Source organism: Paenibacillus sp. FSL H7-0690 (genome assembly GCF_037980415.1).
Lineage (GTDB): Bacteria > Bacillota > Bacilli > Paenibacillales > Paenibacillaceae > Paenibacillus_AQ > Paenibacillus_AQ odorifer.
Window position 1 is genome coordinate 271,804 of the sequence record NZ_CP150281.1, and the last position, 23,027, is coordinate 294,830.

Here is a 23,027-nt window from a genome sequence, read left to right on the forward strand (position 1 = left end):
ATCCCTCCATTTAATTAATTTTGGCGCGTTCCTCAGATAGTGTTGTGTAGATGATAATCGGAAGTAACACAAGAGAAATGATGACGGTCAGAGCGATGCTCCAGTTCAAATCCTTATATAGCTGTACTATGGTGAACAACAAAGCGATAACAGGTAAGACTAGTTTATTTAAGTGCTTTAGGAATAAGGAGTACATACTTCTTTTTACGGTAACTGATGTGCCGATGCTTGGGATTTCTAACTCGTTACGCGATAAGGCGGTGATCCCGATAAATAAGTGGCTGTCGATAAATTTAAGCTGCTCATTATCCGCATGAAGCTTGACTGACTGGGCAATATGCTCCGTATCGATGTCTAAGATGGGGATGGTGATTTGTTTGGAATTATAGGAGATCACGATCTGATCTGTTTCTTCCATGCCTAGCAGTTTTCTAACATTCGGATGAATTCTGCATAAATTCTGGTGCTCATCAAAAGGGTAAGGATGACCCACTCTGAGGGTGAGCTCTCTTTTGCCAATAAAAAAGTTCCCTAATGCACTTAAGGGCCGTTGGATCAGTTGATTTATAAGTTTATGTATGCCTGGCTTGGGTTGAGAACGCGTCCTAGCGCGAGTAATGATTAATGGGTCATGCCCCTCGGAATAGGTTTCAAGCAATAACATAATGTATCTGTTGAAGTAAAGGGTATTCGGTTTGGCTGTGCTATCTTCTCGTAAAGTTAGGTTTACCCGGAAGCCATTTTTGGGATTGATAAGTTCTACTTGATTCGTATATTTACGGACGAGTGCTGGACAGGCTTTTACATAGGGTTTGGCAATCTCGTCCACTTTAGGAATTCCCCGAAGAACTGTGTCGTATTCTGGCTTCGTTATTGTTAATCCTGTAGTCAGGCAGTCCCCGAGCTTGTCCTTTGCCCGCTTGGATAATTGGATTGTACCTCTTGGCACCTCATCTGCCGATAAAATTAAACAGCTGACTTTGACACCATTCTCTGCTGTAAGATCAACGAAGATATGCTGCACTAAACCTAATTCCTTTAACTCTTCGGAGTTCATTGTGATTTCTTCACGAGGTTGAAGGCTTTGTTTGTCTAGAATAGTAAAGGTTTGCTCGATAATAATGTCAGACACCGCCCAATAGTTTAATGATTTGTTCAAGGGAATGAATGGTTTTTTGGAATAAATCAAACGCATTCGGGTTACGATAATTTCGATTAATTTCAATTTGAATACTTTGAACTAACAATTCCTTAGCGCAATATGAAGTAATCGTTCCAGGATGGGATGCAGAAAATGTATGATTTTGTCGAACATTGGTAATACCATTATTGTTAAAGATGCCTATGACGTCATTTAAATTATTCTCTCGTATAGAGGTTCCGTACAGTGTCCCTAGGTCAATATCAAACTCTCGAAGTTTGGAAGCTCCGTGCAGATCGATCACAAACTGAATGCGATGTTCTTTGACAAGCGCTCGTAGCGCAGCCTTATATTCTCCACCTAAGATGTAATTTGGGTCTTCTTTGGAAAAGCTATTCGAATAAATACAGTAGCAATTGGTGAGCTTTTGTAACAAGAGGGCAAGGGAGCCTGTATACATGTCAGCTGGTTTTACAGCATGTTCTCGAAAATGATTAATGGCATGTGGAGCTGAGACAAGTACAGGAAGGGAGCCTTCTACAATCGAGTAGGAGGGATCTACCCCGATATCGCCAAAATAATTATTATTGGAGAATTGTAGCTCATACTGTTCGATCAGAGATAAAATATGCAATCACCTATTCATAGTTATTTAATGGGGCGTTAACCATTAGTATGTCCTAAGCATTCACCATTCATGAATAAGGATGAATCTATTATAACGCTTGCAAGGTTTGCCGTGGGCAGTTTTTCCATAAAATGATTCTAAAAGATTGGCTATTGAAAAGTTCAAAATGGTGTGCTAATATTTCAATTGAAAACGTTACCGATAAGGATACCGAGAAGGATACCAAAAAAGTAGGCTGGGGATTACTTAAGCAAATGAAAACGCTGACATAATTTTCACTAACAGCATCGGAACGTCTTCATGCGAAGTAATCTAATAAAAAGTACGAGGGGGAAGAAGAATGAAGAATATCAAAAAATATTTAGGGCTCATGTTAGTAATGTCTATGGTTGTTGTCTTAGCGGCAGGATGTGGAAATAAAGAAAATAATTCTGCATCCAATGATGGAAACGCTACATCTGGTAAAAAAGGGTCAGTTTATTTCTTGAACTTCAAACCTGAGATTGCAGAAATATATGAAAAGATCGCTAAGGATTACGAAGCAGAAACAGGAGTTAAGGTAAAAGTCGTAACGGCTGCTGCGGGTACTTACGAAACTAAATTGAAATCCGAAATCTCCAAGTCTGAAGCGCCAACTATTTTCCAAATTAACGGACCTGTTGGTTTTCAATCCTGGAAAGATTACACCTTGGATTTGAAAGATACTAAGCTTTACAGCTATCTGTCCGACAAAAGCTTGGCTGTAACTGAAGGTGAAGGCGTGTATGGTATCCCTTACGTAGTTGAAGGATACGGCATTATCTACAACGACGCAATTATGAAGAAATACTTCGCTTTGGCTGATAAAGCGGTATCGATCTCCTCCACAACTGAGATCAATAACTTCGACACTTTGAAAGCAGTAGTAGAAGATATGACGGCTAAAAAAGACCAACTGGGCATTAAAGGTGTATTCGCCTCCACTTCCCTCGCTGCTGGTGAGCAATGGAGATGGCAGACTCACCTTGCAAACTTGCCGCTGTACTATGAATTCAAAGACAATACTGAGTTTGACAACACCGTTCTTGCGGGTCTAGCTTCTAAAGAAGTTGAATTCAAATACAACGATAAATTTAAAAACATCTTCGATCTGTACATCAAGAACTCTGTAACTAAAGAATCCTTGCTGGGTAGTAAATCCGTAGCTGACTCCATGGCTGAATTTGCACTTGGTAACGCAGCTATGGTTCAAAATGGTAACTGGGCTTGGTCACAAATCAACGATGTTGACGGTAACGTAGTTAAAGCTGAAGAAATCAAATTCTTGCCTATCTACACAGGTATGGAAGGCGAAGAAAAACAAGGTTTGGCTGTAGGTACAGAAAACTATTTCGCAATCAACAGCAAAGTATCTGCTGAGAACCAACAAGCTTCTATCGCTTTCCTGGAATGGTTGTTCTCCAGTGAAAAAGGTAAAGCTTATGTAACTAACGATCTAGGTTTCATCGCACCATTCAATACCTTTGAAGACAGCGAAAAACCAGCAGATCCACTTGCTAAAGAAGTATCTGCTTGGATGGAAAAAGATCTTACTTCTGTAGCTTGGACATTCGCAGCATTCCCAAGTGAAGAATTCAAAAACGTCTTTGGTGATGCGCTCTTGCAATACGCTCAAGGAAACAAAACTTGGGATGAAGTTGTAACCATCTTCAAGGACACTTGGAAGGCTGAAAAAGCAAAATAATAAATGCATGGAAAGATGCTTGAATAACTCTCAGTTGTCATACAGATAAAAGCTTAGTGCCACTGGGCTCCCTCGGGATTCAGTGGCACTAAGCAACAATTGGAGTGGATCTTGCTACATCTGTTTCATCATTTTCCATACTGAGATAGGAGAAGACTCCATGGAAAAATCGATAAAAAAATATTTTGCTCTTTTTGCATTACCGACCATAATAGCCTTTGGAATTGCCTTTGTGATCCCTTTTCTTTTGGGTATATATTTGTCTTTTACAGAGTTTACTACAGTCAATGATGCAACATGGATAGGGTTTGGCAATTACGCTAAAGCTTTTTCGAATCAAGAGTTTCTAAATGCATTAGGTTTCACCGTTAAATTCACAGTTTTATCTGTTCTTACTATTAATGTGTTCGCCTTCATCTTGGCGATGTTATTAACTAGAAAGCTAAAAGGAACCAACGTATTTAGAACGATCTTCTTTATGCCTAACTTGATAGGCGGTATCGTATTAGGATACATCTGGCAGTTGATTTTTAATGGGATTTTGTACAAATTTGGTGTCACTTTGACCTCTGATGCAACGTATGGATTTTGGGGACTAATCGTTCTTATGAATTGGCAATTGATAGGGTACATGATGATTATCTATGTTGCAGGTATTCAGAATGTTCCTAAAGATATAGTAGAAGCCGCAAGAATTGATGGAGCTTCACGTTCTAAGATTTTGCGTAATGTGACTATTCCACTCGTAATGCCGTCCATTACTATTTGTTTATTCTTAACCTTATCTAATTCATTTAAATTGTTTGACCAGAACTTAGCGTTGACCGCTGGTGCTCCTTCTAAGCAGACCTCCATGTTAGCACTGGACATCTACAATACATTCTACGGAAAATCAGGATGGGAAGGTGTCGGTCAAGCGAAAGCCGTCGTATTCTTTGCTTTAGTAGCCTTAATCGCCTTAATACAACTTGTCATTACTAGAAGAAAGGAGGTTGAGAACTAATGCAAAAGACTAGAGCAAAAGATTACTCTATATTCACCATTTTGTTGGTCTTGGCCATTGCGTTCTTATCTCCTATTTTTATTGTTCTGATGAACTCCTTCAAGGGTAAGTTCTACATTAGTGATACGCCGTTCTTATTCCCTAATGAGACTACGTTTGTTGGTTTAAAGAACTATACTAGTGGTGTAGCAAAGATTGATTTCTTCAGTGCCTTCGGAATGTCCTTGTTTATTACGGTATGCTCGGTGGCTGTGATCGTGTTATTTACTTCCATGACTGCATGGTACATTACCCGGGTGAAGTCCAAATTCACAGGCATGATGTATTATGCGTTTGTATTCTCGATGATCGTGCCTTTCCAAATGGTTATGTTCACAATGACTAAGACTGCAAACGTGCTGCATCTCGACAATCCGATTGGGATTATCTTAATCTATTTAGGGTTTGGATCAGGGCTATCTGTGTTTATGTTTAGCGGATTTGTGAAGTCTATCCCGCTTGAGGTTGAAGAAGCGGTAATGATTGATGGCTGTAATCCACCTCAGGCCTTCTTTAAAGTGGTATTGCCCATCCTGAAACCTATTGCTGTAACTGTAGCTATCCTTAATGTAATGTGGGTATGGAACGACTTCCTATTGCCAGACCTGCTGATTGGTACAGAGTATAAAACGATTCCTATTGCGATCCAGTACCTAAAAGGTGGATACGGATCGATTGACATGGGAGCTATGATGGCGATGCTGGTCTTAGCTATTGTGCCAATCATCATTTTCTACCTGACTTGTCAAAAGTACATCATCGAAGGTGTCGTTGCAGGTGCGGTTAAGGGTTAAGCTTGATCTACCTCGTTAAATAAATTAATATTCATGTAAGAAGCGAGTAGGGTGTTTTTCTTGGTGGGTGACCATCAGGAATCCCCTGCTTTCTTATTTTGACTATGAAGTTGAATAAGGATTAAGGAGTTTGATAGATACTAACAAGTAAAGGATAGATAGAAATGGAGAGACTGACTATTATAGACATCGCCAAATTATGCGGTGTTGGCGTGACTACTGTATCAAGGGCTATTAACAATCATCCGGATATTAATGAAGAAACAAAAGCGATGGTTATGAGGGTTATCAAAGAAAATCATTATGTCCCGAACAACAGTGCAAGAAATTTAAAACGTTCTGATTCGAAAACGATTGCAGTATTGATTAAAGGGATATCCAATCCATTTTTTAGCCCGATGATCAAAGTGTTCGAAAAAGAGATTCAACGCAAGAAATACTCCTTCATCCTACAACGAGTTGATGAGAATCAAGATGAGATCGAAGTGGCGATTGAGCTGGAGAAAGAAAAAAGGCTGAAGGGAATTGTCTTTTTAGGAGGTTTATTCTCACACTCTCAAGAGAAATTACAGCAACTAACGGTTCCATTTGTCCTTAGTACGATCGGAATGACGGAAGAGTTTGATTTGAGCGACTATTCTTCTGTATCTGTAGATGACTTTAATGAGAGCTATAAGATTGTGGACTATTTATGTAATCTGGGGCATGAGAAAATCGCAGTCATTACTGCACCAGAAGAAGATGTAAGTATCGGTAAGTTAAGATATGAAGGTTATAAAAGGGCTTTAGCTGATCATGGAATCGCTTATAATGAACGGCTAGTGCGGCGGATGAAAGAGGATATCGACAGTTACAGTATGGAAAATGGGTATGCGGTTACAAAAGAATTGCTAGAGTTAGGTGAAGAGTTCACCGCTATTTTTACCTTATCAGATAGTATGGCTATCGGCGCCTGTAAGGCAATATTTGAAGCGGGCAAGCAAGTCCCGGAAGATTACTCTGTGGCTGGTTATGACGGATTGGATATTTCCTTCTATTATAATCCTTCTATTACTACCATCAAACAGCCGGTAGTGGAGATTGCGGAAGCGACGATTAAGATTCTTTTTGATCTCATCAATAAGAAGGTTAAGCATGCGCATCAGATTTTCCCGGCAGAATTAATAGTTAGAGAATCTACAAGGTCTTTATTGTAGTTTCAACAAGTGAGTATGTTTAAGTTTATTTACGAATCGGGGTGGGGAGATAGAACCGCAAGAGATTAAACCTAACGATATCAACAGCATCACACGGTTTCTCACCGCATTTGGTGATCCTACTCGGATTCGGATTGTTACGTTATTAGGGAATAAAGGTCGGCTGAATGTTGGGGAAATTGCAGGTGAATTCGAAATAAGCAGGCCAGCGATTTCACATCATCTCAAAATCTTACGGGATGCCCGCATTGTTGACCATAAAAAGAGAGGCCAGGAAGTCTATTACTGGCTGGCGCGTGAACGGCTAGCAACAAACTTTAGGGCGCTTGCTGATTTGGCAATGTCGTTTAATCATGGGGACTAAGCCATCTCAAGGGAATGGTTCAGTCCCATTTTAGGATAACCAGGCATTTACCATATCGGAGACGGGTTTATAGATAAATATCATCCATCCCAATGGGTTAGAGACCGAAATATGTAACGCATTAATAAGACTGAAGAAAGTTCCCAGCAACAGAAGAAATGAGAAAACCCACATCTCCTTGATTAATTTTTTCCTCCACATCAGGGGAACTTCAATGGCTGCTATAACGGCTACAACTATGAGAATCACTACTATACCCAATATTCACAACCTCCCAAACCATCTAGTTTCGAGATATTAAGTCTTTGCTCAGTGCTCTTCTGAACATTACTACGCTTAACAAAACCAGGGGTAGAAATAACCCAAAGGTTATAACATAATATACCCAATAATTATCAAAAATTTCGCCGTAATAAGTGTAATTTGGGGCTATAAGAGGTGCTAGTGCGACCAAAATTAACCCTGTCGGTAAGGATAACACTCGATACTCCTTCAATTTTAATAATTGGGACAACCCCAGAATAAAAGCATAGAAATACAAAGTTACTTTTATAAAGAAAGTTAACATCCACTGTAGAGCTATCATGGCTTCCACCCGCTCAAAGATTCCACCAACAGATATGCGCCTTGCGATGTTATAGCTGGGATATATATCTCTGGCCGTCAGATCCGGACCTAAGACCAGTATGGAGACGATGAGCGTTACGAAAATTACAGTCCCCCCTAGGAGGGTGCCTTGTAAAAAACTCCTTGTTATCTTTTGTTGTTTATCTACATAAGGAAGTATCATTAGAAAGACGACTGGTTCTAAAAAGGTGTAGGCCGTAATGGGAATAGTCCCTCTCAGTACTGGCTTTATTCCATCTTCCAGAATGGGGAATATTCTGATAATTTCCATCTGAGGAACAATTGCGACCGTCAGGATCAGAAATAGGATAACGACCATTGGAGTGAAGACTTCTCCCGCTCGTCCGATAACCTCAATACCGAGTCGTGTTGCCATAATTACGATAAGTATAAATAAGAGCAGAATGGCCGGGATAGGAGTTCCAGGCAACATTTCTGAAATCACAAAATCACTGATCTCCCTCATACTTCCAGCGATAACTATAAGAAAAAACAATAAAGTCATAAGCGATAGAATAGTCCCAAGCCATTTTCCGAAGACCTTTTGAATTGCCTCAATAAGCGTTAATTTGGGATATAACTTTGCGAACTTGCTGTACATATAGTTGGCCAGCAAACCTAATGCCATTCCAATTAAAGCTGAAATCCAGGCGTTTTGTGTGGCGTAGTGTGTGGATGAAGAAGGGATTATAAGGATGGAATCCCCAATAGTAAGGAGCATAACCAGTAAGGTTAGCTGGCGAGTACTTATTTTTCCCTTTTCCAACATGGTTTTGTTCACTCCAATTCATCACTTCGCCTCTTCTAGGAAAGAGTTAGTCACTTTCCCTAACAGGCGAATCTTAATATCCATCTTTACGCTTACTGGAAGGTTAACAAAGGTCTCATCCCAATTGTTTCGCAGTTTCTTCCACGCCTGCGGGTTAGAACGATGGATGATTTCGCCGAATCCAAAAATATCACTTTTGTATTCAGTTTGTACCTTTTTAATTGTAGCTTCGAATAGATTTATTACTTTTTTATTGGCGATTTGTTCTAATTGAGTGATGGTCTTTGGGTCCCTTAGATCAAGATTTCTGCATTGTACCTCTCCTAAATCTGATTCTAAATGCTGCTCAATAGTGATTTCTGGTTTGCCACTATGGATGCTGCCTTTCATTTTGGAACGGGCTTCAAATACATCAAGTGAAACCTTTTTACCTTCGGGACATTGGATATAGAAAACAGTGCTCCTTACTTTATTGGTTAAATAGTTATACACTTTTGATTCCTCTGGATTTAGCCAACCAATCAATTTGTCCTCCTTGAATATGGCCAATCCGGAGTATTTCAATTCCGTTGGAGAGTCTACCGTTTCAACATTCTTCGGAGTTTCTCCTTCATCTACACTTCCATCGATGACAACACCTGTTAAGACTGGATTTTTACCTTTACTCACAAGTTCTGTAATTAGGGTTCCTAATGTCACAGTAGATGTAGGTGCCCAATTTTTCTCAGAGGTTTCCAGACTGGAAAACAATCGCACGGCAGGAATCTTTTCAAGACTGGTTAATATTTTCAACGCATCTTCTGCCCTCGCATCCTTTGCTACCACTATAAAATAATCATTTCGCGTATCGTTGTCTCTTGACATGAAATCAAGAACATCGCTGATTCCCTCTTTAGCCAAATCCTCGCCAAGGACTAGGATTCGTAAATGAGAGATATAAATTTTACGTGGACTAACGGTTGTGATTTTTCTAAGGGCTTCATATACGGTATTTCCCGTCGCTTTATAAAGGTTGACTGGTGCCTGAGGAGAGCCCCCCTTTGAGCCAGCGATTTGACTGGGTAAGACCACTTGCGCAGAAACTTGATATTGATCTCCGATTTTATCGATACCTATTCCTACAGCAATCGCAAGATCATTTAATTCTCGGCGGCTCCAGCAACCTGTTACAAATATTTGCATGAGAATAAGAACACAAATCAGAAGCGATCTTCGTTTCATGAATTATTCCTCCGTGAGATCTCCCGGTTTCTCCGGTGGTGAACTCTTTTCCCGAACGATATTTTTTTTATTGATAAGTCTAGGGCGGGTAAACATAGCCCAATGCGGCATTCGGAAAAAGGTGTCCTTTTGATCGGCGAGATTATAGGGAGCAAACGGGCTCAAATAAGGAATTCCAAAGGAACGTAAGCTGCACATGTGAAGAACTATCGCAATAACGCCGATAATGATCCCAAACAATCCAAAGGATGCAGCAAGGAACATCATTGGGAAACGGAGCATTCTGATGGTCAGGGCAAGATCGAAGGATGGCAGCACAAAGCTGGAGATAGCAGTAATAGCGACGACAATAAGCATGGCAGCAGAAACAATGCCGGCATCAACTGCCGCAGTCCCAATCACTAGGGTGCCTACAATGGATACAGATTGGGCTATGGTTTGAGGCATTCGTACACTCGCTTCTCGTATAATCTCAAAGGCAAGCTCCATTAAGAGTGCTTCAATAAATGCTGGAAGCGGCACGCCCTCCCGTTGTGCGGCTAGACTGATCAGCAGGGTTGTGGGCAGCATCTCCTGATGAAAGGTAGTAATAGCTACATACAAAGATGGGGCAAGTAGTGAAATGAAAATACTGAAGTATCGAAGCATTCGTACTAAGGTGCTAACATCGGCACGTTGATAATAATCTTCCGCCGTCTGCATGAAGGAAACAAATAAGGTAGGCACCGTCATTACTATAGGAGTCCCATCTACTAATATGGCTACTTTTCCTTCCATAAGAGCAGCTGCTATAACGTCAGGACGTTCCGTATGATGGATCGTTGGAAATGGGGTATAGGTTTCATCCTCGATTAATTCTTCGATATAGCCACTTTCCAGGATCCCGTCAATGTCGATCCGATCTAAACGTGAGTGTACTTCTTGCAGAATCTCATCACTAACAATGCCATTGATATACATGAGGGCTACGTCTGTCTGTGTTACACGTCCAATTTGCTGTGTTTCTAACCAAAGATTGGGGTCTTTTATTTTCCGCCGGATTAATGCGGTATTCGTGCGTAAGCTTTCTGTGAAGGCTTCCTTAGGTCCACGAATCACCGTTTCAGTGGCACTTTCCGTTACGCCACGGTCTTTCCAGTCACGCATGCCTATGGTGAACCCTTTGGTATATCCATTAAGTAAGAGGATCACATCTCCGGATAATAGAGAGGTGAATAAAGAATTGAACTCCGTCGCATCTTTAATATCCCCTACAGTGAGCATGTGATCTTTTAATAATTGATAGTTGGCTGTTTGTGTATCAAGACTTGGATCTGGAAGTTCTAAGATTAGTGATTCCAGAATGAAATCCTGAATAGCTTTACTATCCGCCAATCCATCTGTATAGAAAATAGCTGCTTTGATCTGGTGTTTGGAACCAATAAAGAATTCTCTAATCACGAGATCTGTACTATTGCCGAGTGTTGTTTTTATATATTGAATATTATCTTGAAGTTTTTCTTTAATGGGTTCCTTGGGTAATTCTTTAGTGGGGTTAGGGTGCCCTAATGAAGGGTTCTTAAAAACTTTTGTTATTGTTCTGTTCAGAAATCCCATAGTTGTTATCCCTCTTCCGCTGGTGCTGTAAATATAGCTATTACCATAATGAGGTGGGATTATTCTGAACCATGGATGGGTCAACGCATATCAAAAAAGCCGCAGAGAGATTCTCTGCAGCTAGCTAGAAGCGCTTAATTAAGACTTTAAGACGTCCAATCGTTATATAGATGCTTCTCCGTTAGGATGGACAACAACTGAATACCAACCTCATTATGGCCACCTTCAGGGATGATCAGGTCAGCGTATTTTTTGGATGGCTCGATAAAAGCTTCATGCATGGGTTTAACTGTACTCAAATATTGATGATGGATCGACTGGATGCTCCGTCCACGTTCTTCAATATCTCTAAGGACCCGGCGGAGAATGCGTACATCAGGATCGGCATCCACGAATACCTTGATGTCGAGCATTTCACGGAGATTCTCGTCAGAAAGGACGTGGAGTCCCTCGATGATTACAATATTGTTTGGCTTCAGTTCTACCGTCTCTGTAGTGGAGCGGGCATGGACTGTAAAGTCATACACGGGAGCGAATGCGGTCTGTTCTTCGCGCAGAGATTTAAGATGCTCAATGAGCAGCTCGTTATCGAAAGCGAAAGGATGATCGTAATTAATGGATTCACGTTCAGCAAAGCTGAGATGTGAGTGATCCTTATAGTAGTTATCTTGAGATATGAAAGTTACCTTTCCCGTTCCAAGACGGTCAATGACGGAGCGGGCTACGGTTGTTTTTCCCGAGCCGGTGCCGCCGGCGATACCAATAATGAGCATGTGATTCAATAACCCTCCCTAAGATTGCCGTTGCAATTCCAATATTGTAGCACAGCGCTCATGTTTTTTCACCTTAGATCGGGTAAAATTAAGATGGGATTTTTGGAAATTCGTCTATATTAGGGACAAGGCAAATCCGGAAGGGGTTATCCAACGAATGAACGGAAAAAAAACCGTACAAGAGGCTTTTAATGAAACGGCCTATCGAATCGCAGGGAATGGGAATAGAGATGTGCAAGTGTTGAAGGAAGCCTTGGCAGCCGTAGAGAACAGTACGGCATCTGATATTTATGGAACGGGCGAAGTGATTGAAGATTTCCAGACGAAAATGGCGAATATCCTGGGCAAAGAAACCGCGGTTTTCTTTCCGAGCGGAACGATGGCGCAGCAAATCGCTTTAAGAATTTGGTGCGATGAAAAAGAGGTGAAAAAGGTAGCCTATCATCCCTTATGTCACTTGGAGATCCATGAGCAGGATGGCCTGAAGGAATTACATCATATTGAGCCTATCTTGCTTGCGGACAAGAACCGATTAATCACTTTGGAGGATGTGGCGAACCTAAAGGAGGATATCGCCTGTCTGTTACTGGAATTACCCCAGCGCGAGATTGGTGGTCAGCTGCCAGAGTACACGGAGCTTGAAGCTATTTCTGCTCATTGCCGTGCACGCGGCATTAAATTGCATTTGGATGGGGCAAGATTATTTGAGATCCTTCCGTATTACGGGAAGTCAGCAGCTGAAATTTCTGCACTCTTTGATAGTGTGTATATATCCTTTTATAAAGGAATTGGAGGAATCGCTGGGGCAATTCTTGCAGGCAGTGAAGATTTTACGAAGCAATCAAAGATATGGAAACGGCGGCATGGTGGAGACTTAATCAGCTTATATCCGTACATCATTTCTTCTGATTATTATTACCAGCAAAGAGAAGGCAACATGCAGCAGTATTATGAAGGTGCAAAGGAGCTTGCTGCTTGGGTTAATCAATGTCACGACGTAACCACTCTGCCCGCTCAACCTGTCTCCAATATGTTTCACATGCATTTTCAAATGTCTAAGGAACAAATTGAACCGATTCTGTCAGCGGTGTATGAGGCGACAGGAATCGGTTTAAGCGCGGGTATAAGAGCTACCGGGGAACATGCTTCTTATTGTGAGATCAGCATTGGAGATAAGTATGCCGACATCCCAAAAGAAAAACTTAAAGAGTTTTTTCTGCTGCTCGATAAGCTAATGAGCGAATCATCTGCCGAGTAGCGTACGGAGTAAGGAGATTCGTAATAATTGTTTTTTAATAAGCTTCATGCGAAACTCATTTTTCAATTGATTGTAGATCAGCGGGCAATGGTTAAGCGCCCAATGGTACATGAATTTAAAGTCTGTAGCGTCTTTTGCAGAATTTAATAAATAGTATGAGATCGTATCGTAAGCATTGTGGTTGAACCATTCCGTCATTTCCTGTGCGTTATATCCATATTTCTGCACGGCCATATTCTTAATGAGTTTCTTTTCTTCCAGATTCTCAATTAAAAATCCTTGGCTCAGATTAAAGGTGATATTGTTCCCGTGTATTCTGTACACGCCAGCAATCACATCAATGAAGCCCGCATCACCTACCAGCAGGGAACGCAAATAGATGGAAGCATCGTTGACCATATTCATATCTAGGATATCCATAGCCATTAAGGCCTCTCGTTTAAAGACAGTAGTTAAAGTAGAGGCGGGTTTTGGATATCCTTTTTTCTCGAAATTCATGAAATAATCGCGTTTCTTAATAATGCTGCTAAGCTGCAGATTGGAGATTTTTAGTTGTTTGGCTTTGGAATACTCCAGAAACACATTCGCAGCTACAAATGATATTTCGGGATGAAGGAGATGGAAGCGGACAGCTTTACTGAAATAATTCATGTCGATCAGATAATCATCATCATCGAGAAAAAGAACATATTCCCCATCACCATGTGCAGCAAAAGCTTTTCGACGATTATTTCCAGGTCCGCTATTGGTAGCATTGCGCATGTAAATGACCCGTGGCTCCGCCCCAAAGTGTTGCTGCATTAACTCTTTCGTGCCATCTGTAGAACAATCATCAATCACTGTAATCTCTTTATTGGGATAGTCCTGCATTAAGATACTTTGGATCGCTTGATATAGGAATTCTTTTCTATTATAGGTGGTGATAATGACACTGATCTTGGGAGAATCGGATAAGGATTGGACTGCTGGGTAGGAAATTTCCGTATCCGAAATGCGGCTTTCCATTTTAACCAACCCCTGAATTAAACCTGCGATATCACTGGCAACAATGTTGAATTGTTCAGACAGATAGAATTTCAAAGTATCCTCTGAAGCCCTCCCAGTCAGAAAGGCATGAATAACCTCAGATAAGGTTTCCAGATAAGGTTTGATTTGTACATTTTGTTCTTGATCTATGATCTGGCGGCATCTTTGCAATAGTTCTGTATCCTCTATTTGGATGGTGGGTGAATGGTTTATTTCATCATTTAGGTCGTTTAGAAAGACGTAACAGGCTTGCTGCAAAACCTCGCTATGATCCATTTCCAGTCCTCCTGTTGTGTTATTTGGATAAACCACTTACCTCAGGCTGAGCGTTAATTTTATTTTTGAGTTTGTATCGATACTTTTTGAGATGTTCCCATGTATAGAGGAAGACTTCCCGTTCCATTAAAGAGCCGATTACAAAATATACAGGCAAGATCACTAGTCCTAGAAGTACACCCCAGATCATAAGCCCCAGATAGGAATGGATCGGGATGTCGATGGCAGTTGTGATGAGAATAATGCCTACAAAAACTACTGCATTCGTAAGCCATCTTCTAAAAGTGACCCATGGACTGCGGTCCAGCAAATGTTTGCTGGCATAAATCACAATATCTATGGAGCGGTATAGGAGGGCAACTATCGTTCCCATCAGTACACCGTAAATTCCCATGAAGATTACGAAGACAACAGAAGCCACCAGATTAATGGCGGATTCCAGAATGGAACGGTTTTGTGTTTTTTTGAAATGTCCAGCGATGGTAATCACATTATTGGAAGACGTTCTGGCATTGGTTAATAATTTGATGACTACGAACAAGACCGGCAGCCACATATCAATGTAATTTACGTCGTTTACCCCAGCGGTATACAATTTCATAAAGGGTAAAATCAAAATGTAAGCCACCGTTAAAATCGAGAAGATAAGCCCCATAAAATACACTTCGTAAGCATCATAAAATTTAATAAATGCTTCTTTACTCTCATGGTAGCTTTGCCCGAGGGCAGCCTTCACACTTCCGTTTATGGTCTGGACGATATTATCCACGATCGTAAAAATCATATTGTACATAACATAGATACTGACGATTTTTAGATTCGTAAAGATAGTTAATATAAGTACGTCAGTATTTCTAAACACCAAATAGGAGATTTCATGGACTAATACGGAATTCTTTTGACCAATGGCTTCATAGTCTGGTTTAAGATTCAGGTTGATCCACTTGTAATTCTTATTCATATAAATATAGAAAGCGATGATTTGAAGTAAAGTTAAGATAAAATAGGAAGCTTGAACCGCAATAATGTCCACACCTTGCAGTAATAACAGAATCCGGATCAGGCTGTTCATAATATTAGCCACAGTGACAATGGAAGTCTCTACATAGCTTTTTCCCTCCGCAGCGAGCAGGACCTTGAATTTCCCCTGAAAATAATAATTGATTGCTCCGCCCATCCCCGTAAGCAAAATAATGACCATAATCGATAATTTATCGATCTCAGACGAGATCACTAGCGGGTACACGATGGCGAGTAGCAGTACGGCGAAGAAATAGTAAATACCTGTTTTTTTATAATAGCTGGAGGTGGCAGCCAGAATAGAGTTGATATTGTTTTTATTATCCGAAGCTACCGGCTTGTAAAGTGCTTGGATCGAGGCCGCCCCAACACCTGCTTCCAGCAGCGCCAAATAACTAATAATCTGCACAATCGAAGCGATCAACCCATTGGCCTCAGAGCCATAGTTGACCATTATCAGTCTGGGTATAAAAAAACCGAGGATAATCGTGATGAGTTGACTTCCCAGTCCAAAGGATAAGTTAAGAATGCTCCGCTTGGCTTTCATAACGAATCCCCCTTTCGTAAAGCGGTAAATACGTATCTAGATGCTCGAAATGTCTTTCGGCTTGTTTTGCTTGCAGTGTGACATCCATAGAGCAGGTGATCATACTTTCAAAAATCTGTGCAGGCTGGACCTGTTCCAGCGTGTTGAAATCGGCATACAGACCTGTGAATCCAACATCTTCCATTACATTGACCATTTTTTTGCTGTAGGCTACAGGGAATACCGGTTTATTAAATACCCAGCCCAGAATCATTGCATGGAATCTTGAAGCCACAATAGAACTGGCATTAGCTAACACGGACAACACTTCTTCCATGTTCGTTTTATATAAATGCACTTGAATAGCATCCTTGTAGGAGGGACCGATAAGGCGCTGAATCTCTTCAATCGCCAGTTGATCGCCTTCGTGTTCGCAAAATGACATGAAATGAACCGCGTAACCTTTTTCAATGAAATAAATTGCGAGTTCTTTCATTTTTTCATAATAGAGGTTGTCAAAACCGTTCAGACCTTTCGCAGAAGGTTTAATAACGGATAAGACGATGTAATCCTCCGGTTCGTTTGGAATATCTGGCGGGTCTAGCTGAAAAATAATATCTGGGGCTAAGCGGACATTATCCAGATCCTTAAATAAATCATAAGAGTACTGTTCTCTGAAACATATATCTGTATAATCCTTGAAAATCCGCTTGTGCTCATCATAGTATTCTTGATTTGTAAAAGGGCCAAAATTAGATCCTAACAGATAGTAAGGCTTATTTTGATTACGAATGACTTCTGCATTCTTGAAATGCTCTGCCCAGTGGTCTGCTTCCATGAAAATTGAGCCGCCGATATGAACGACGCCATCTGAGTGATCTGCCAGATATTTGTGAGCCACATTATGTATCTTTAGCTTCCTGCAAATATAGCCAATGCCTCTTAGAAGAAGGGAATCGGAAGGATACACTTTGAGGTTAGGGAGCTCTTTGAAACATTGTTTATAGAGGCGTGGTGCGCAAATTCTGAATTTGGTATCCGGATATCTTTCGCACAGCACCTTAATGAATAGATCATCGCCCAGATTAAATTCGGTATAGGCGTATATCAGCATCTTTTTCATATTCTAGATTCCTTTCGGGTTCCGTTCCCTTTAAGTAGGTTTCGCTTGAACCGGGATAAGCCTCTCTCCACAGAGATGAATCTGTGATATAGAAGCGGGGAGATTAAAAATGTTCTGATATAAAGGGTTAATCTGCGATTATCTCCTCTATAACGTCTTATGAGTTCATCCATTTCTTGATTGAGCTTGGGATAGGTATGGTTGATGTCACGAAGTAATTCCTGAATGCTTACCCCTTCCGTACCATTTAGACAGGTTTTGAGGTTGAAAAAGTAGTTCTCAATCAGCTCACGGTTCATTAACAAAGGGGAGATCGTGTCTAGTTCAGCAAAGGGATAGGTTTTGAAATATTCATCCACCCTTTTGAAAGCATCCACTACATCGAATTTATTCACGTTATAGCTGTTGGAGATGGAGGAGTTTCTCTGTAAATAAAATGATAGTATATCCGGGATTGAGATGACTCTGGCCGCTCTGGACAAGGCTTTGTAGATGAACTCTTGATCCTCTCCATTCACACAGCGTTCTGTATAACCTAACCCGTGGAGAAGTAAGAATTCTCGCTTATAAGCGATACTCCCTGTCCATATTCGCAAGCTTTTGTTCACGAAAATCCGCGCCAGTGCTTCACTTCCCGTCACGTCGCTGAAATCAGAGGTACAGCTTAATAGAGTTTCTCTGCCTTCTGAGACATGATTATAACCCCAGCAAATAATCTCGGGTTGTTCATCTTGAGTATAAGAATGAATGGTTGAGACCAAGTCTGCGGAGACATAATCATCTCCATCGACAAAAAGAACATAATTACCTGTGGCTTCAGCTAAACCCCTATTTCTAGCCGCGCTTACTCCATGATTCTCCGTTCGAATGACTTTACAGAAAAGGGCGGGATTACGCGAAAGAATCTTTTCTATAACGTTGTAAGTGTTATCCGTAGAACCATCATCTACGATGATGACTTCGAAATGCGGATCGCTTTGGTCAAGCAGTGAATTAAACATAGGGGTTATATACTGCTCTATATTGTATACCGGGATCACAAGGCTTAGATTCATGGGCTCGCTCCTTTCCTGTGGAAAACTGGATGATAAGCTATCTTAAGCTTACCCCTCGTATGAAAAGATTGTATATACTACTTTAGTTTACTTATTGCTGGCTCTACTCGTTGTAGCATCATGTGAATAATAGTTATTACAATATGTAAAATGAAAATATTATGGTTTGGTTTAATATAGATAGAAAGCCAACAAAACGTTCGAAGCGGAGGGATCTGGGATGCAGCTGCAAAAAATATTCGTGAACGGTGAGAGACTGAAGAATACAATCGAGGCATTTGCCGATTATGGGCGTACAGATAAAAATGGCGTGACCCGATTATCGCTGACGGAAGAGGATCTTAAAGTTCGGGATTATTTTCGTGCCTGTTGTGAAGAGCTCGGAATGTCTGTGAAGATGGATGATATGGGGACGATGTATGCCACACTGGCAGGCGAAACTTCCGGGCCTCCGATTGTGATTGGCTCGCATATGGATACTGTGAAAAAAGGGGGCAGATTCGATGGCGTCCTAGGGGTTATCGCGGGTCTAGAGGTGGTGCGGACGCTTGTAGATTACGGGATTAAGCCGAAGTTTCCGGTGACGATTATGAATTTTACGAATGAAGAGGGGGCACGTTTTGAGCCATCGATGATGGCCTCTGGTGTGTTGTCCGGAAAGTTTGATAAAAGTGTCATGTTGAACAAAAAAGATCCAGCAGGCATCACCTTTGGTGAAGCGCTGGAGAAGAGTGGATATAAGGGAGAAATGAGCAATCGTATCACCGAAGCCACCGCTTATTTGGAGCTTCATATCGAGCAAGGGCCTGTTCTTGAAAAAGAGGAGCTGACGATTGGGCTGGTTGACTGTGTAGTTGGTATGGCCTGTTACGAGATTGAGGTGACGGGAGAATCCGATCATGCGGGCACAACCCCTATGGCGATGCGCAAAGATGCTTTGTTTGCTGCCACAGATCTGATTATTGAGCTGCGGAGCAAGCTGGGGGCGCTCGATTCCGAGCTTGTGTATACCATGGGCAGAATGAATGTGCTACCTAATATCCATACCGTCATTCCCAATAAAGTGATTTTCACCATTGAAGCCAGACATAAAGAGATGGAGATTGTGCGTGAAGTGGAAGCCATTATCAACGGTTTGCCAGAGCAACTGCTGGATTGTGAAGTAAGCAAGACTAAGCTTTGGGGCCGAGATACGGTGTGGTTTGATCAGAATGTGTGTGATTTGGTGGAGCAAGCGGCTCAAACCTTGGGTTATTCCAGTCGAAAGATCGCAAGTGGTGCAGGGCATGACGCACAATTCGTAGCCAGCTTTCTGCCATCCGCAATGGTGTTCGTGCCTAGCGTGAAGGGTAAAAGCCATTGTGAAGAGGAACTAACCTCCTATGAAGACTGCGAAAAAGGGGTAAATGTGGTGTTAGAAACAGTGATGTTGTTATTATCAAGATAGTTAATGTCACTTAATATAACATCATGCGATATGGTAGTCGCTTTAATTTCATACAAAATCGTCAAAAAGGCACTCTATAGGGTGTCTTTTTTTATGAGATAATAAAGATGGTTGTGTTGAGTACCAAAGTGGTTAAAGATTAATGGGCAGTTAAGTCTGATCCTTTGTGTAAAAACACAATCATGGTAGATAATATTTTAATTTTTTAACAAAATGGGAATGCTAATCATATGTTATCATTCTTTACATAAGGGATCTACATTAGATGGGAGAGATGAATGATGATTATCGGAGTACCTAAAGAAATTAAAAACAATGAAAATCGTGTTGCCATAACCCCTGCGGGTGTAGTTAGTTTAATTACTGAAGGTCATCAAGTGCTCGTAGAAGCTGGAGCCGGTGTGGGCAGCGGATTTCCTAACGAAGAGTATGTCTCTGCCGGAGCACAACTGATTGAGGATGCAGCAAAAGTCTGGAGCTCCGCTGAAATGGTGATGAAGGTAAAAGAACCATTGGCAACTGAGTACCCCTATTTCCGTCCAGGCCTTATTCTATTTACGTATCTTCATCTTGCACCAGAGCCTGCCTTGGCTGCTGCGCTTAAAGACAAAGGCGTCTTTGCGATCGGATATGAGACGGTTGTTCATGGACGCACCTTGCCGCTGTTAACACCGATGAGTGAAGTAGCTGGCCGGATGTCCGTCCAATTGGGAGCGCAGTTCCTGCAAAAGAACTACGGCGGACAAGGTATTCTTCTTTCCGGTGTTCCTGGCGTTAGCCGAGGTAAAGTGAGTATTATTGGCGGCGGTGTAGTAGGTACTAATGCAGCTAAGATGGCTATTGGTTTAGGCGCAGATGTTACGATAGTTGACCTCAGTGCGGAGAGACTACGTCAATTAGACGATATTTTTGGAGCACAAATCAATACGTTGATCTCTAACCCTTATAATATTGCCAAAGCAGTGGCTGAAGCGGATCTGCTGGTAGGTGCCGTGTTAATTCCGGGTGCCAAAGCACCGAAACTGGTTACTGAAGAAATGGTCAAGACTATGAAGCCGGGATCAGTGATCGTTGACGTGGCCATTGACCAAGGTGGCATTGTAGAAACCATCGACAGAGTGACGACACATGATAATCCGGTGTTTGTGAAACACGGCGTGCTGCATTATTCCGTGGCTAATATGCCGGGTGCTGTCCCTAAGACCTCAACTATTGCCTTAACAAATGTTACAGTTCCATATGCCCTGCAAATTGCCAATAAAGGTGTGTTCAAGGCGATTCAGGATAATGACGGCCTAAGAAGCGGCGTGAATGTAGCTAATGGCAGAATCACCTGCCAAGCTGTTGCCGAAGCGTTGGGTGAGACACCTTATTCGGTTGAGCAAGCCATGGAGCAGACATTCACATTGATCTAAAATAGACACGTTCCATAATGGAATGAGCCAAACAGCAAGCTCTCTGCGGGGAGCTTGCTGTTTGGCGTTTCTTGCGGTGGAGACCGGGTGGAAGTTGGTCAGTACGGCGTTAAAGTAAATAGATTGCGTTTCAGTGTAATTAGATGCAGTAGATGTTTGCTCGTGCGGTGCTATGGTGGATAGATTACGTAGTGAAGTTGGATGGATAGGGTGAAAGCTTTGATGAGAGATGTTTTAGGGAAATTCTCCCTAAAAAAACGCGAAAATAGCTTAAAAATGCTGTTATTAGGGAATTCCTCCCTAAAAAACGAGGAATACGCCTGTTTATACGCAAAACAGAAGAAAATCAGGGAGTATATCCCCAATTATGATCGTGTGATGCTTAAAGTGCAGAATATTAGGGAGAATTTCCCTAATTATGATCATGTGATGATTAAAACACAGAATTTCCGGGGGTTATTCCCTAAAAACCACTTATAACATTTGGTAATCACCAACAACTATTAAACCTTCCCAAATACCCCGACAAAACTCTCAACAAAACCCCCGCCAAACATCCCCGTCCCAAACACCTTCCTCAACAAGCCGATCTCGCCCCTCACCTAAACCAGCTATTTATCTTATAGTCAGCTAGGGGGATGCATACTATAATGAAATCACTCTAGAGTACAGGATTTGGTTATTCTTCAGGTGGGAGTGAAGCTAGTGACAGATAAGGATCCATTATTTGATCGTTTCTTCGACAGTATGGAATCATTGGCAGATGCGATAAGTGAATCGCTCCAGTCTCAAGTTACCATTGAGGACAGCAATCATCATGTGATTGGCTACAGCTCGCATGAATTTGAGAGTGACTCCGCGCGGATTTCAACGATTATCGGGAAGCGTGTACCTAACACTGTGATTATTGGCTTGCGCAAAAAAGGGATTATGCAGCAGCTGGAGAGCGCGGTACATCCCATTCGAATTCCTGCAGTGCTGGAGGTGGGACTTGGTCCCCGGCTGGCCATTTGTATCAAACATCAGAAGGAAATTCTCGGGTACATTTGGGTAGTAGATACAGGCAACCTGGTAGAAGGGCATGCCGAAAATATCGTTGAGAAGGCGGCAGGTATCGTAGGCCGTTATTTACTTAAGCAGCGAGGCTGGAAAACGAAGCAGGACAAAACGCATGAGGACTTTTTCTGGAAGCTGATTACCTCCCACTACGACAACGAAGCAAATATTAAAAAGGATGCGGAATTTTGGTCCATTCTTTTGCCGGAAAAATATTATATTAGCGTGTTTGAAAGTGACAAGGTAATCGATGATCATTTAATACTCCGGTTTCGGCAGGTTATGGCATCTTATTCCGGACTGCAATTACTATTTCTGACGGCTGAGCATAATCGGCTGATTATTTTGTTTTCCTTCAGCTTTGTGATCGAGGGGGCGGGTGGATTATCTTCATTCCTGCATAAAACAATGGAGGATATGTATAAGAGTGAAGGCTGCACACTGGCTGCTGGCTGTAGTCTCGATTACACTGAATATATGTCCGCGGCTATTGCCTATTGGGAAGCGGTGTCCATTGTGGAGATCAAAAAGCTGCTGCCTTTTCATGGGCGGGAGTTGCTATTGTACGAGGAAATTGGATTTTGGGCATATATACCGGTTATTATGGAGCAAAAGCGCAGTCGAATTCGTAAAAGCCCGTTGCTATATCCGCTAAAAGAACATGATCGCGAGCATAAAAGTGATTTTCTCAAAACCATCGCTGTCTATTTATCATTAAGCGGCAATTTAAAGGAATCCGCGGCTTTTTTACATATACACACTAATACATTGCTTTATAGATTAAACCGAATTGCAGAGATTACGGGCAAAAGCTTGAAGGATACGGGTTATCGCACTTCTATTTTCCTGGATATTTTGACGGAAGAGACACGGCAGCTTAACCAGTGGTTCGTGGATGCCAGGGAATCATGAGAATTAAGCACCAACCCGGTGACGAACACGTACAATAAC

The 23,027-nt window shown here is 41.6% G+C and carries 20 protein-coding genes; 9 read left to right on the forward strand and 11 right to left on the reverse strand.

Translation table 11 applies throughout. From position 1 onward, the window contains the following. Window positions 1-10: 10 nt before the first annotated feature. On the reverse strand, window positions 11-1,159 hold the full coding sequence (locus MHI32_RS01235; RefSeq protein ID WP_340011746.1) for a hypothetical protein: 1,149 nt from the start codon (window positions 1,157-1,159) through the stop codon (window positions 11-13). Next, the gene (locus MHI32_RS01240; protein WP_076192573.1) at window positions 1,125-1,775 is read right to left on the reverse strand and encodes an N-formylglutamate amidohydrolase; all 651 of its coding nucleotides are present in this window, start codon (window positions 1,773-1,775) and stop codon (window positions 1,125-1,127) included. The genes MHI32_RS01235 and MHI32_RS01240 overlap by 35 nt, the downstream gene beginning before the upstream one ends. Window positions 1,776-2,109: 334 nt before the next feature. Between MHI32_RS01240 and MHI32_RS01245 the strand changes: the two genes are divergently transcribed. The 4 genes from MHI32_RS01245 to MHI32_RS01260 all read left to right on the forward strand — a co-directional run bounded on the left by MHI32_RS01245 (window position 2,110) and on the right by MHI32_RS01260 (window position 6,524). After that, window positions 2,110-3,492 carry an ABC transporter substrate-binding protein gene (locus MHI32_RS01245; protein WP_076126963.1) on the forward strand — a complete coding sequence of 461 codons (1,383 nt, stop codon included), beginning with the start codon at window positions 2,110-2,112 and terminating at the stop codon, window positions 3,490-3,492. A 160-nt stretch (window positions 3,493-3,652) separates the two neighbouring features. Then, window positions 3,653-4,495, forward strand: coding sequence for a sugar ABC transporter permease (locus tag MHI32_RS01250; protein ID WP_036687240.1), 843 nt, complete (start codon window positions 3,653-3,655; stop codon window positions 4,493-4,495). Then, the gene (locus MHI32_RS01255) at window positions 4,495-5,328 is read left to right on the forward strand and encodes a carbohydrate ABC transporter permease (RefSeq protein WP_036687243.1); all 834 of its coding nucleotides are present in this window, start codon (window positions 4,495-4,497) and stop codon (window positions 5,326-5,328) included. Before MHI32_RS01250 ends, MHI32_RS01255 begins: the two co-directional genes overlap by 1 nt. Window positions 5,329-5,492: 164 nt before the next feature. After that, the gene (locus MHI32_RS01260; RefSeq protein WP_076126967.1) at window positions 5,493-6,524 is read left to right on the forward strand and encodes a LacI family DNA-binding transcriptional regulator; all 1,032 of its coding nucleotides are present in this window, start codon (window positions 5,493-5,495) and stop codon (window positions 6,522-6,524) included. Window positions 6,525-6,918: 394 nt separating this feature from the next. On the opposite strand, the gene MHI32_RS01265 is transcribed toward MHI32_RS01260, so the two are convergent. From MHI32_RS01265 to udk, 5 genes are all read right to left on the reverse strand, one after another. After that, window positions 6,919-7,149: a hypothetical protein gene (locus MHI32_RS01265; RefSeq protein WP_254847760.1), complete on the reverse strand. Its 231-nt coding sequence runs from the start codon at window positions 7,147-7,149 to the stop codon at window positions 6,919-6,921. A gap of 22 nt (window positions 7,150-7,171) precedes the next feature. Continuing rightward, window positions 7,172-8,281: an endospore germination permease gene (locus MHI32_RS01270; RefSeq protein WP_340011747.1), complete on the reverse strand. Its 1,110-nt coding sequence runs from the start codon at window positions 8,279-8,281 to the stop codon at window positions 7,172-7,174. A 24-nt stretch (window positions 8,282-8,305) separates the two neighbouring features. Then, the gene (locus MHI32_RS01275; protein WP_076126972.1) at window positions 8,306-9,505 is read right to left on the reverse strand and encodes a Ger(x)C family spore germination protein; all 1,200 of its coding nucleotides are present in this window, start codon (window positions 9,503-9,505) and stop codon (window positions 8,306-8,308) included. Between the two features lie 3 nt (window positions 9,506-9,508). After that, entirely contained in the window at window positions 9,509-11,101 is a 1,593-nt protein-coding gene (locus MHI32_RS01280; protein WP_076126974.1) for a spore germination protein, read from the reverse strand. 146 nt (window positions 11,102-11,247) lie between these two features. After that, window positions 11,248-11,874: a uridine kinase gene (udk, locus tag MHI32_RS01285; RefSeq protein ID WP_036687251.1), complete on the reverse strand. Its 627-nt coding sequence runs from the start codon at window positions 11,872-11,874 to the stop codon at window positions 11,248-11,250. A gap of 157 nt (window positions 11,875-12,031) precedes the next feature. Between udk and MHI32_RS01290 the strand changes: the two genes are divergently transcribed. Beyond that, the gene (locus MHI32_RS01290) at window positions 12,032-13,132 is read left to right on the forward strand and encodes a beta-eliminating lyase-related protein (RefSeq protein ID WP_076126976.1); all 1,101 of its coding nucleotides are present in this window, start codon (window positions 12,032-12,034) and stop codon (window positions 13,130-13,132) included. Here MHI32_RS01290 and MHI32_RS01295 read toward each other — a convergent pair. From MHI32_RS01295 to MHI32_RS01310, 4 genes are read right to left on the reverse strand one after another with little or no spacing between them, the layout of a single operon-like run. Then, entirely contained in the window at window positions 13,118-14,434 is a 1,317-nt protein-coding gene (locus MHI32_RS01295) for a glycosyltransferase family A protein (RefSeq protein WP_076126977.1), read from the reverse strand. The two genes, MHI32_RS01290 and MHI32_RS01295, sit on opposite strands and share 15 nt — an antisense overlap. A gap of 19 nt (window positions 14,435-14,453) precedes the next feature. Then, a complete protein-coding gene (locus tag MHI32_RS01300; RefSeq protein ID WP_076126979.1) occupies window positions 14,454-16,001 on the reverse strand; it encodes a sugar isomerase in 1,548 nt (515 codons plus the stop codon). Beyond that, on the reverse strand, window positions 15,976-17,103 hold the full coding sequence (locus tag MHI32_RS01305) for a polysaccharide pyruvyl transferase family protein (RefSeq protein ID WP_076126981.1): 1,128 nt from the start codon (window positions 17,101-17,103) through the stop codon (window positions 15,976-15,978). The genes MHI32_RS01300 and MHI32_RS01305 overlap by 26 nt, the downstream gene beginning before the upstream one ends. Continuing rightward, entirely contained in the window at window positions 17,100-18,158 is a 1,059-nt protein-coding gene (locus MHI32_RS01310; protein WP_076126983.1) for a glycosyltransferase family A protein, read from the reverse strand. The genes MHI32_RS01305 and MHI32_RS01310 overlap by 4 nt, the downstream gene beginning before the upstream one ends. A gap of 220 nt (window positions 18,159-18,378) precedes the next feature. On the opposite strand from MHI32_RS01310, the gene MHI32_RS01315 reads away from it, so the two are divergent. From MHI32_RS01315 to MHI32_RS01330, 4 genes are all read left to right on the forward strand, one after another. Then, window positions 18,379-19,605 carry a Zn-dependent hydrolase gene (locus MHI32_RS01315; RefSeq protein ID WP_248549176.1) on the forward strand — a complete coding sequence of 409 codons (1,227 nt, stop codon included), beginning with the start codon at window positions 18,379-18,381 and terminating at the stop codon, window positions 19,603-19,605. Window positions 19,606-19,886: 281 nt separating this feature from the next. After that, the gene (ald, locus tag MHI32_RS01320; RefSeq protein WP_248549175.1) at window positions 19,887-21,020 is read left to right on the forward strand and encodes an alanine dehydrogenase; all 1,134 of its coding nucleotides are present in this window, start codon (window positions 19,887-19,889) and stop codon (window positions 21,018-21,020) included. A 210-nt stretch (window positions 21,021-21,230) separates the two neighbouring features. Continuing rightward, window positions 21,231-21,500, forward strand: coding sequence for a hypothetical protein (locus MHI32_RS01325; protein ID WP_280753361.1), 270 nt, complete (start codon window positions 21,231-21,233; stop codon window positions 21,498-21,500). Window positions 21,501-21,725: 225 nt separating this feature from the next. Continuing rightward, the gene (locus tag MHI32_RS01330) at window positions 21,726-22,988 is read left to right on the forward strand and encodes a helix-turn-helix domain-containing protein (RefSeq protein ID WP_340011748.1); all 1,263 of its coding nucleotides are present in this window, start codon (window positions 21,726-21,728) and stop codon (window positions 22,986-22,988) included. The last annotated feature ends 39 nt before the right edge of the window (window positions 22,989-23,027 follow it).

Excerpts from the sequence above, each read along its gene's own strand:
- MHI32_RS01245 (WP_076126963.1), top strand. The coding sequence starts at position 2,110 with ATGAAGAATATCAAAAAATATTTAGGGCTCATGTTAGTAATGTCTATG.
- MHI32_RS01250 (WP_036687240.1), top strand. The coding sequence starts at position 3,653 with ATGGAAAAATCGATAAAAAAATATTTTGCTCTTTTTGCATTACCGACC.
- MHI32_RS01255 (WP_036687243.1), top strand. The coding sequence starts at position 4,495 with ATGCAAAAGACTAGAGCAAAAGATTACTCTATATTCACCATTTTGTTG.
- MHI32_RS01260 (WP_076126967.1), top strand. The coding sequence starts at position 5,493 with ATGGAGAGACTGACTATTATAGACATCGCCAAATTATGCGGTGTTGGC.
- MHI32_RS01275 (WP_076126972.1), bottom strand. The coding sequence starts at position 9,505 with ATGAAACGAAGATCGCTTCTGATTTGTGTTCTTATTCTCATGCAAATA.
- MHI32_RS01280 (WP_076126974.1), bottom strand. The coding sequence starts at position 11,101 with ATGGGATTTCTGAACAGAACAATAACAAAAGTTTTTAAGAACCCTTCA.
- udk (WP_036687251.1), bottom strand. The coding sequence starts at position 11,874 with ATGCTCATTATTGGTATCGCCGGCGGCACCGGCTCGGGAAAAACAACC.
- MHI32_RS01290 (WP_076126976.1), top strand. The coding sequence starts at position 12,032 with ATGAACGGAAAAAAAACCGTACAAGAGGCTTTTAATGAAACGGCCTAT.
- MHI32_RS01295 (WP_076126977.1), bottom strand. The coding sequence starts at position 14,434 with ATGGATCATAGCGAGGTTTTGCAGCAAGCCTGTTACGTCTTTCTAAAC.
- MHI32_RS01300 (WP_076126979.1), bottom strand. The coding sequence starts at position 16,001 with ATGAAAGCCAAGCGGAGCATTCTTAACTTATCCTTTGGACTGGGAAGT.
- MHI32_RS01305 (WP_076126981.1), bottom strand. The coding sequence starts at position 17,103 with ATGAAAAAGATGCTGATATACGCCTATACCGAATTTAATCTGGGCGAT.
- MHI32_RS01310 (WP_076126983.1), bottom strand. The coding sequence starts at position 18,158 with ATGAATCTAAGCCTTGTGATCCCGGTATACAATATAGAGCAGTATATA.
- MHI32_RS01315 (WP_248549176.1), top strand. The coding sequence starts at position 18,379 with ATGCAGCTGCAAAAAATATTCGTGAACGGTGAGAGACTGAAGAATACA.
- ald (WP_248549175.1), top strand. The coding sequence starts at position 19,887 with ATGATTATCGGAGTACCTAAAGAAATTAAAAACAATGAAAATCGTGTT.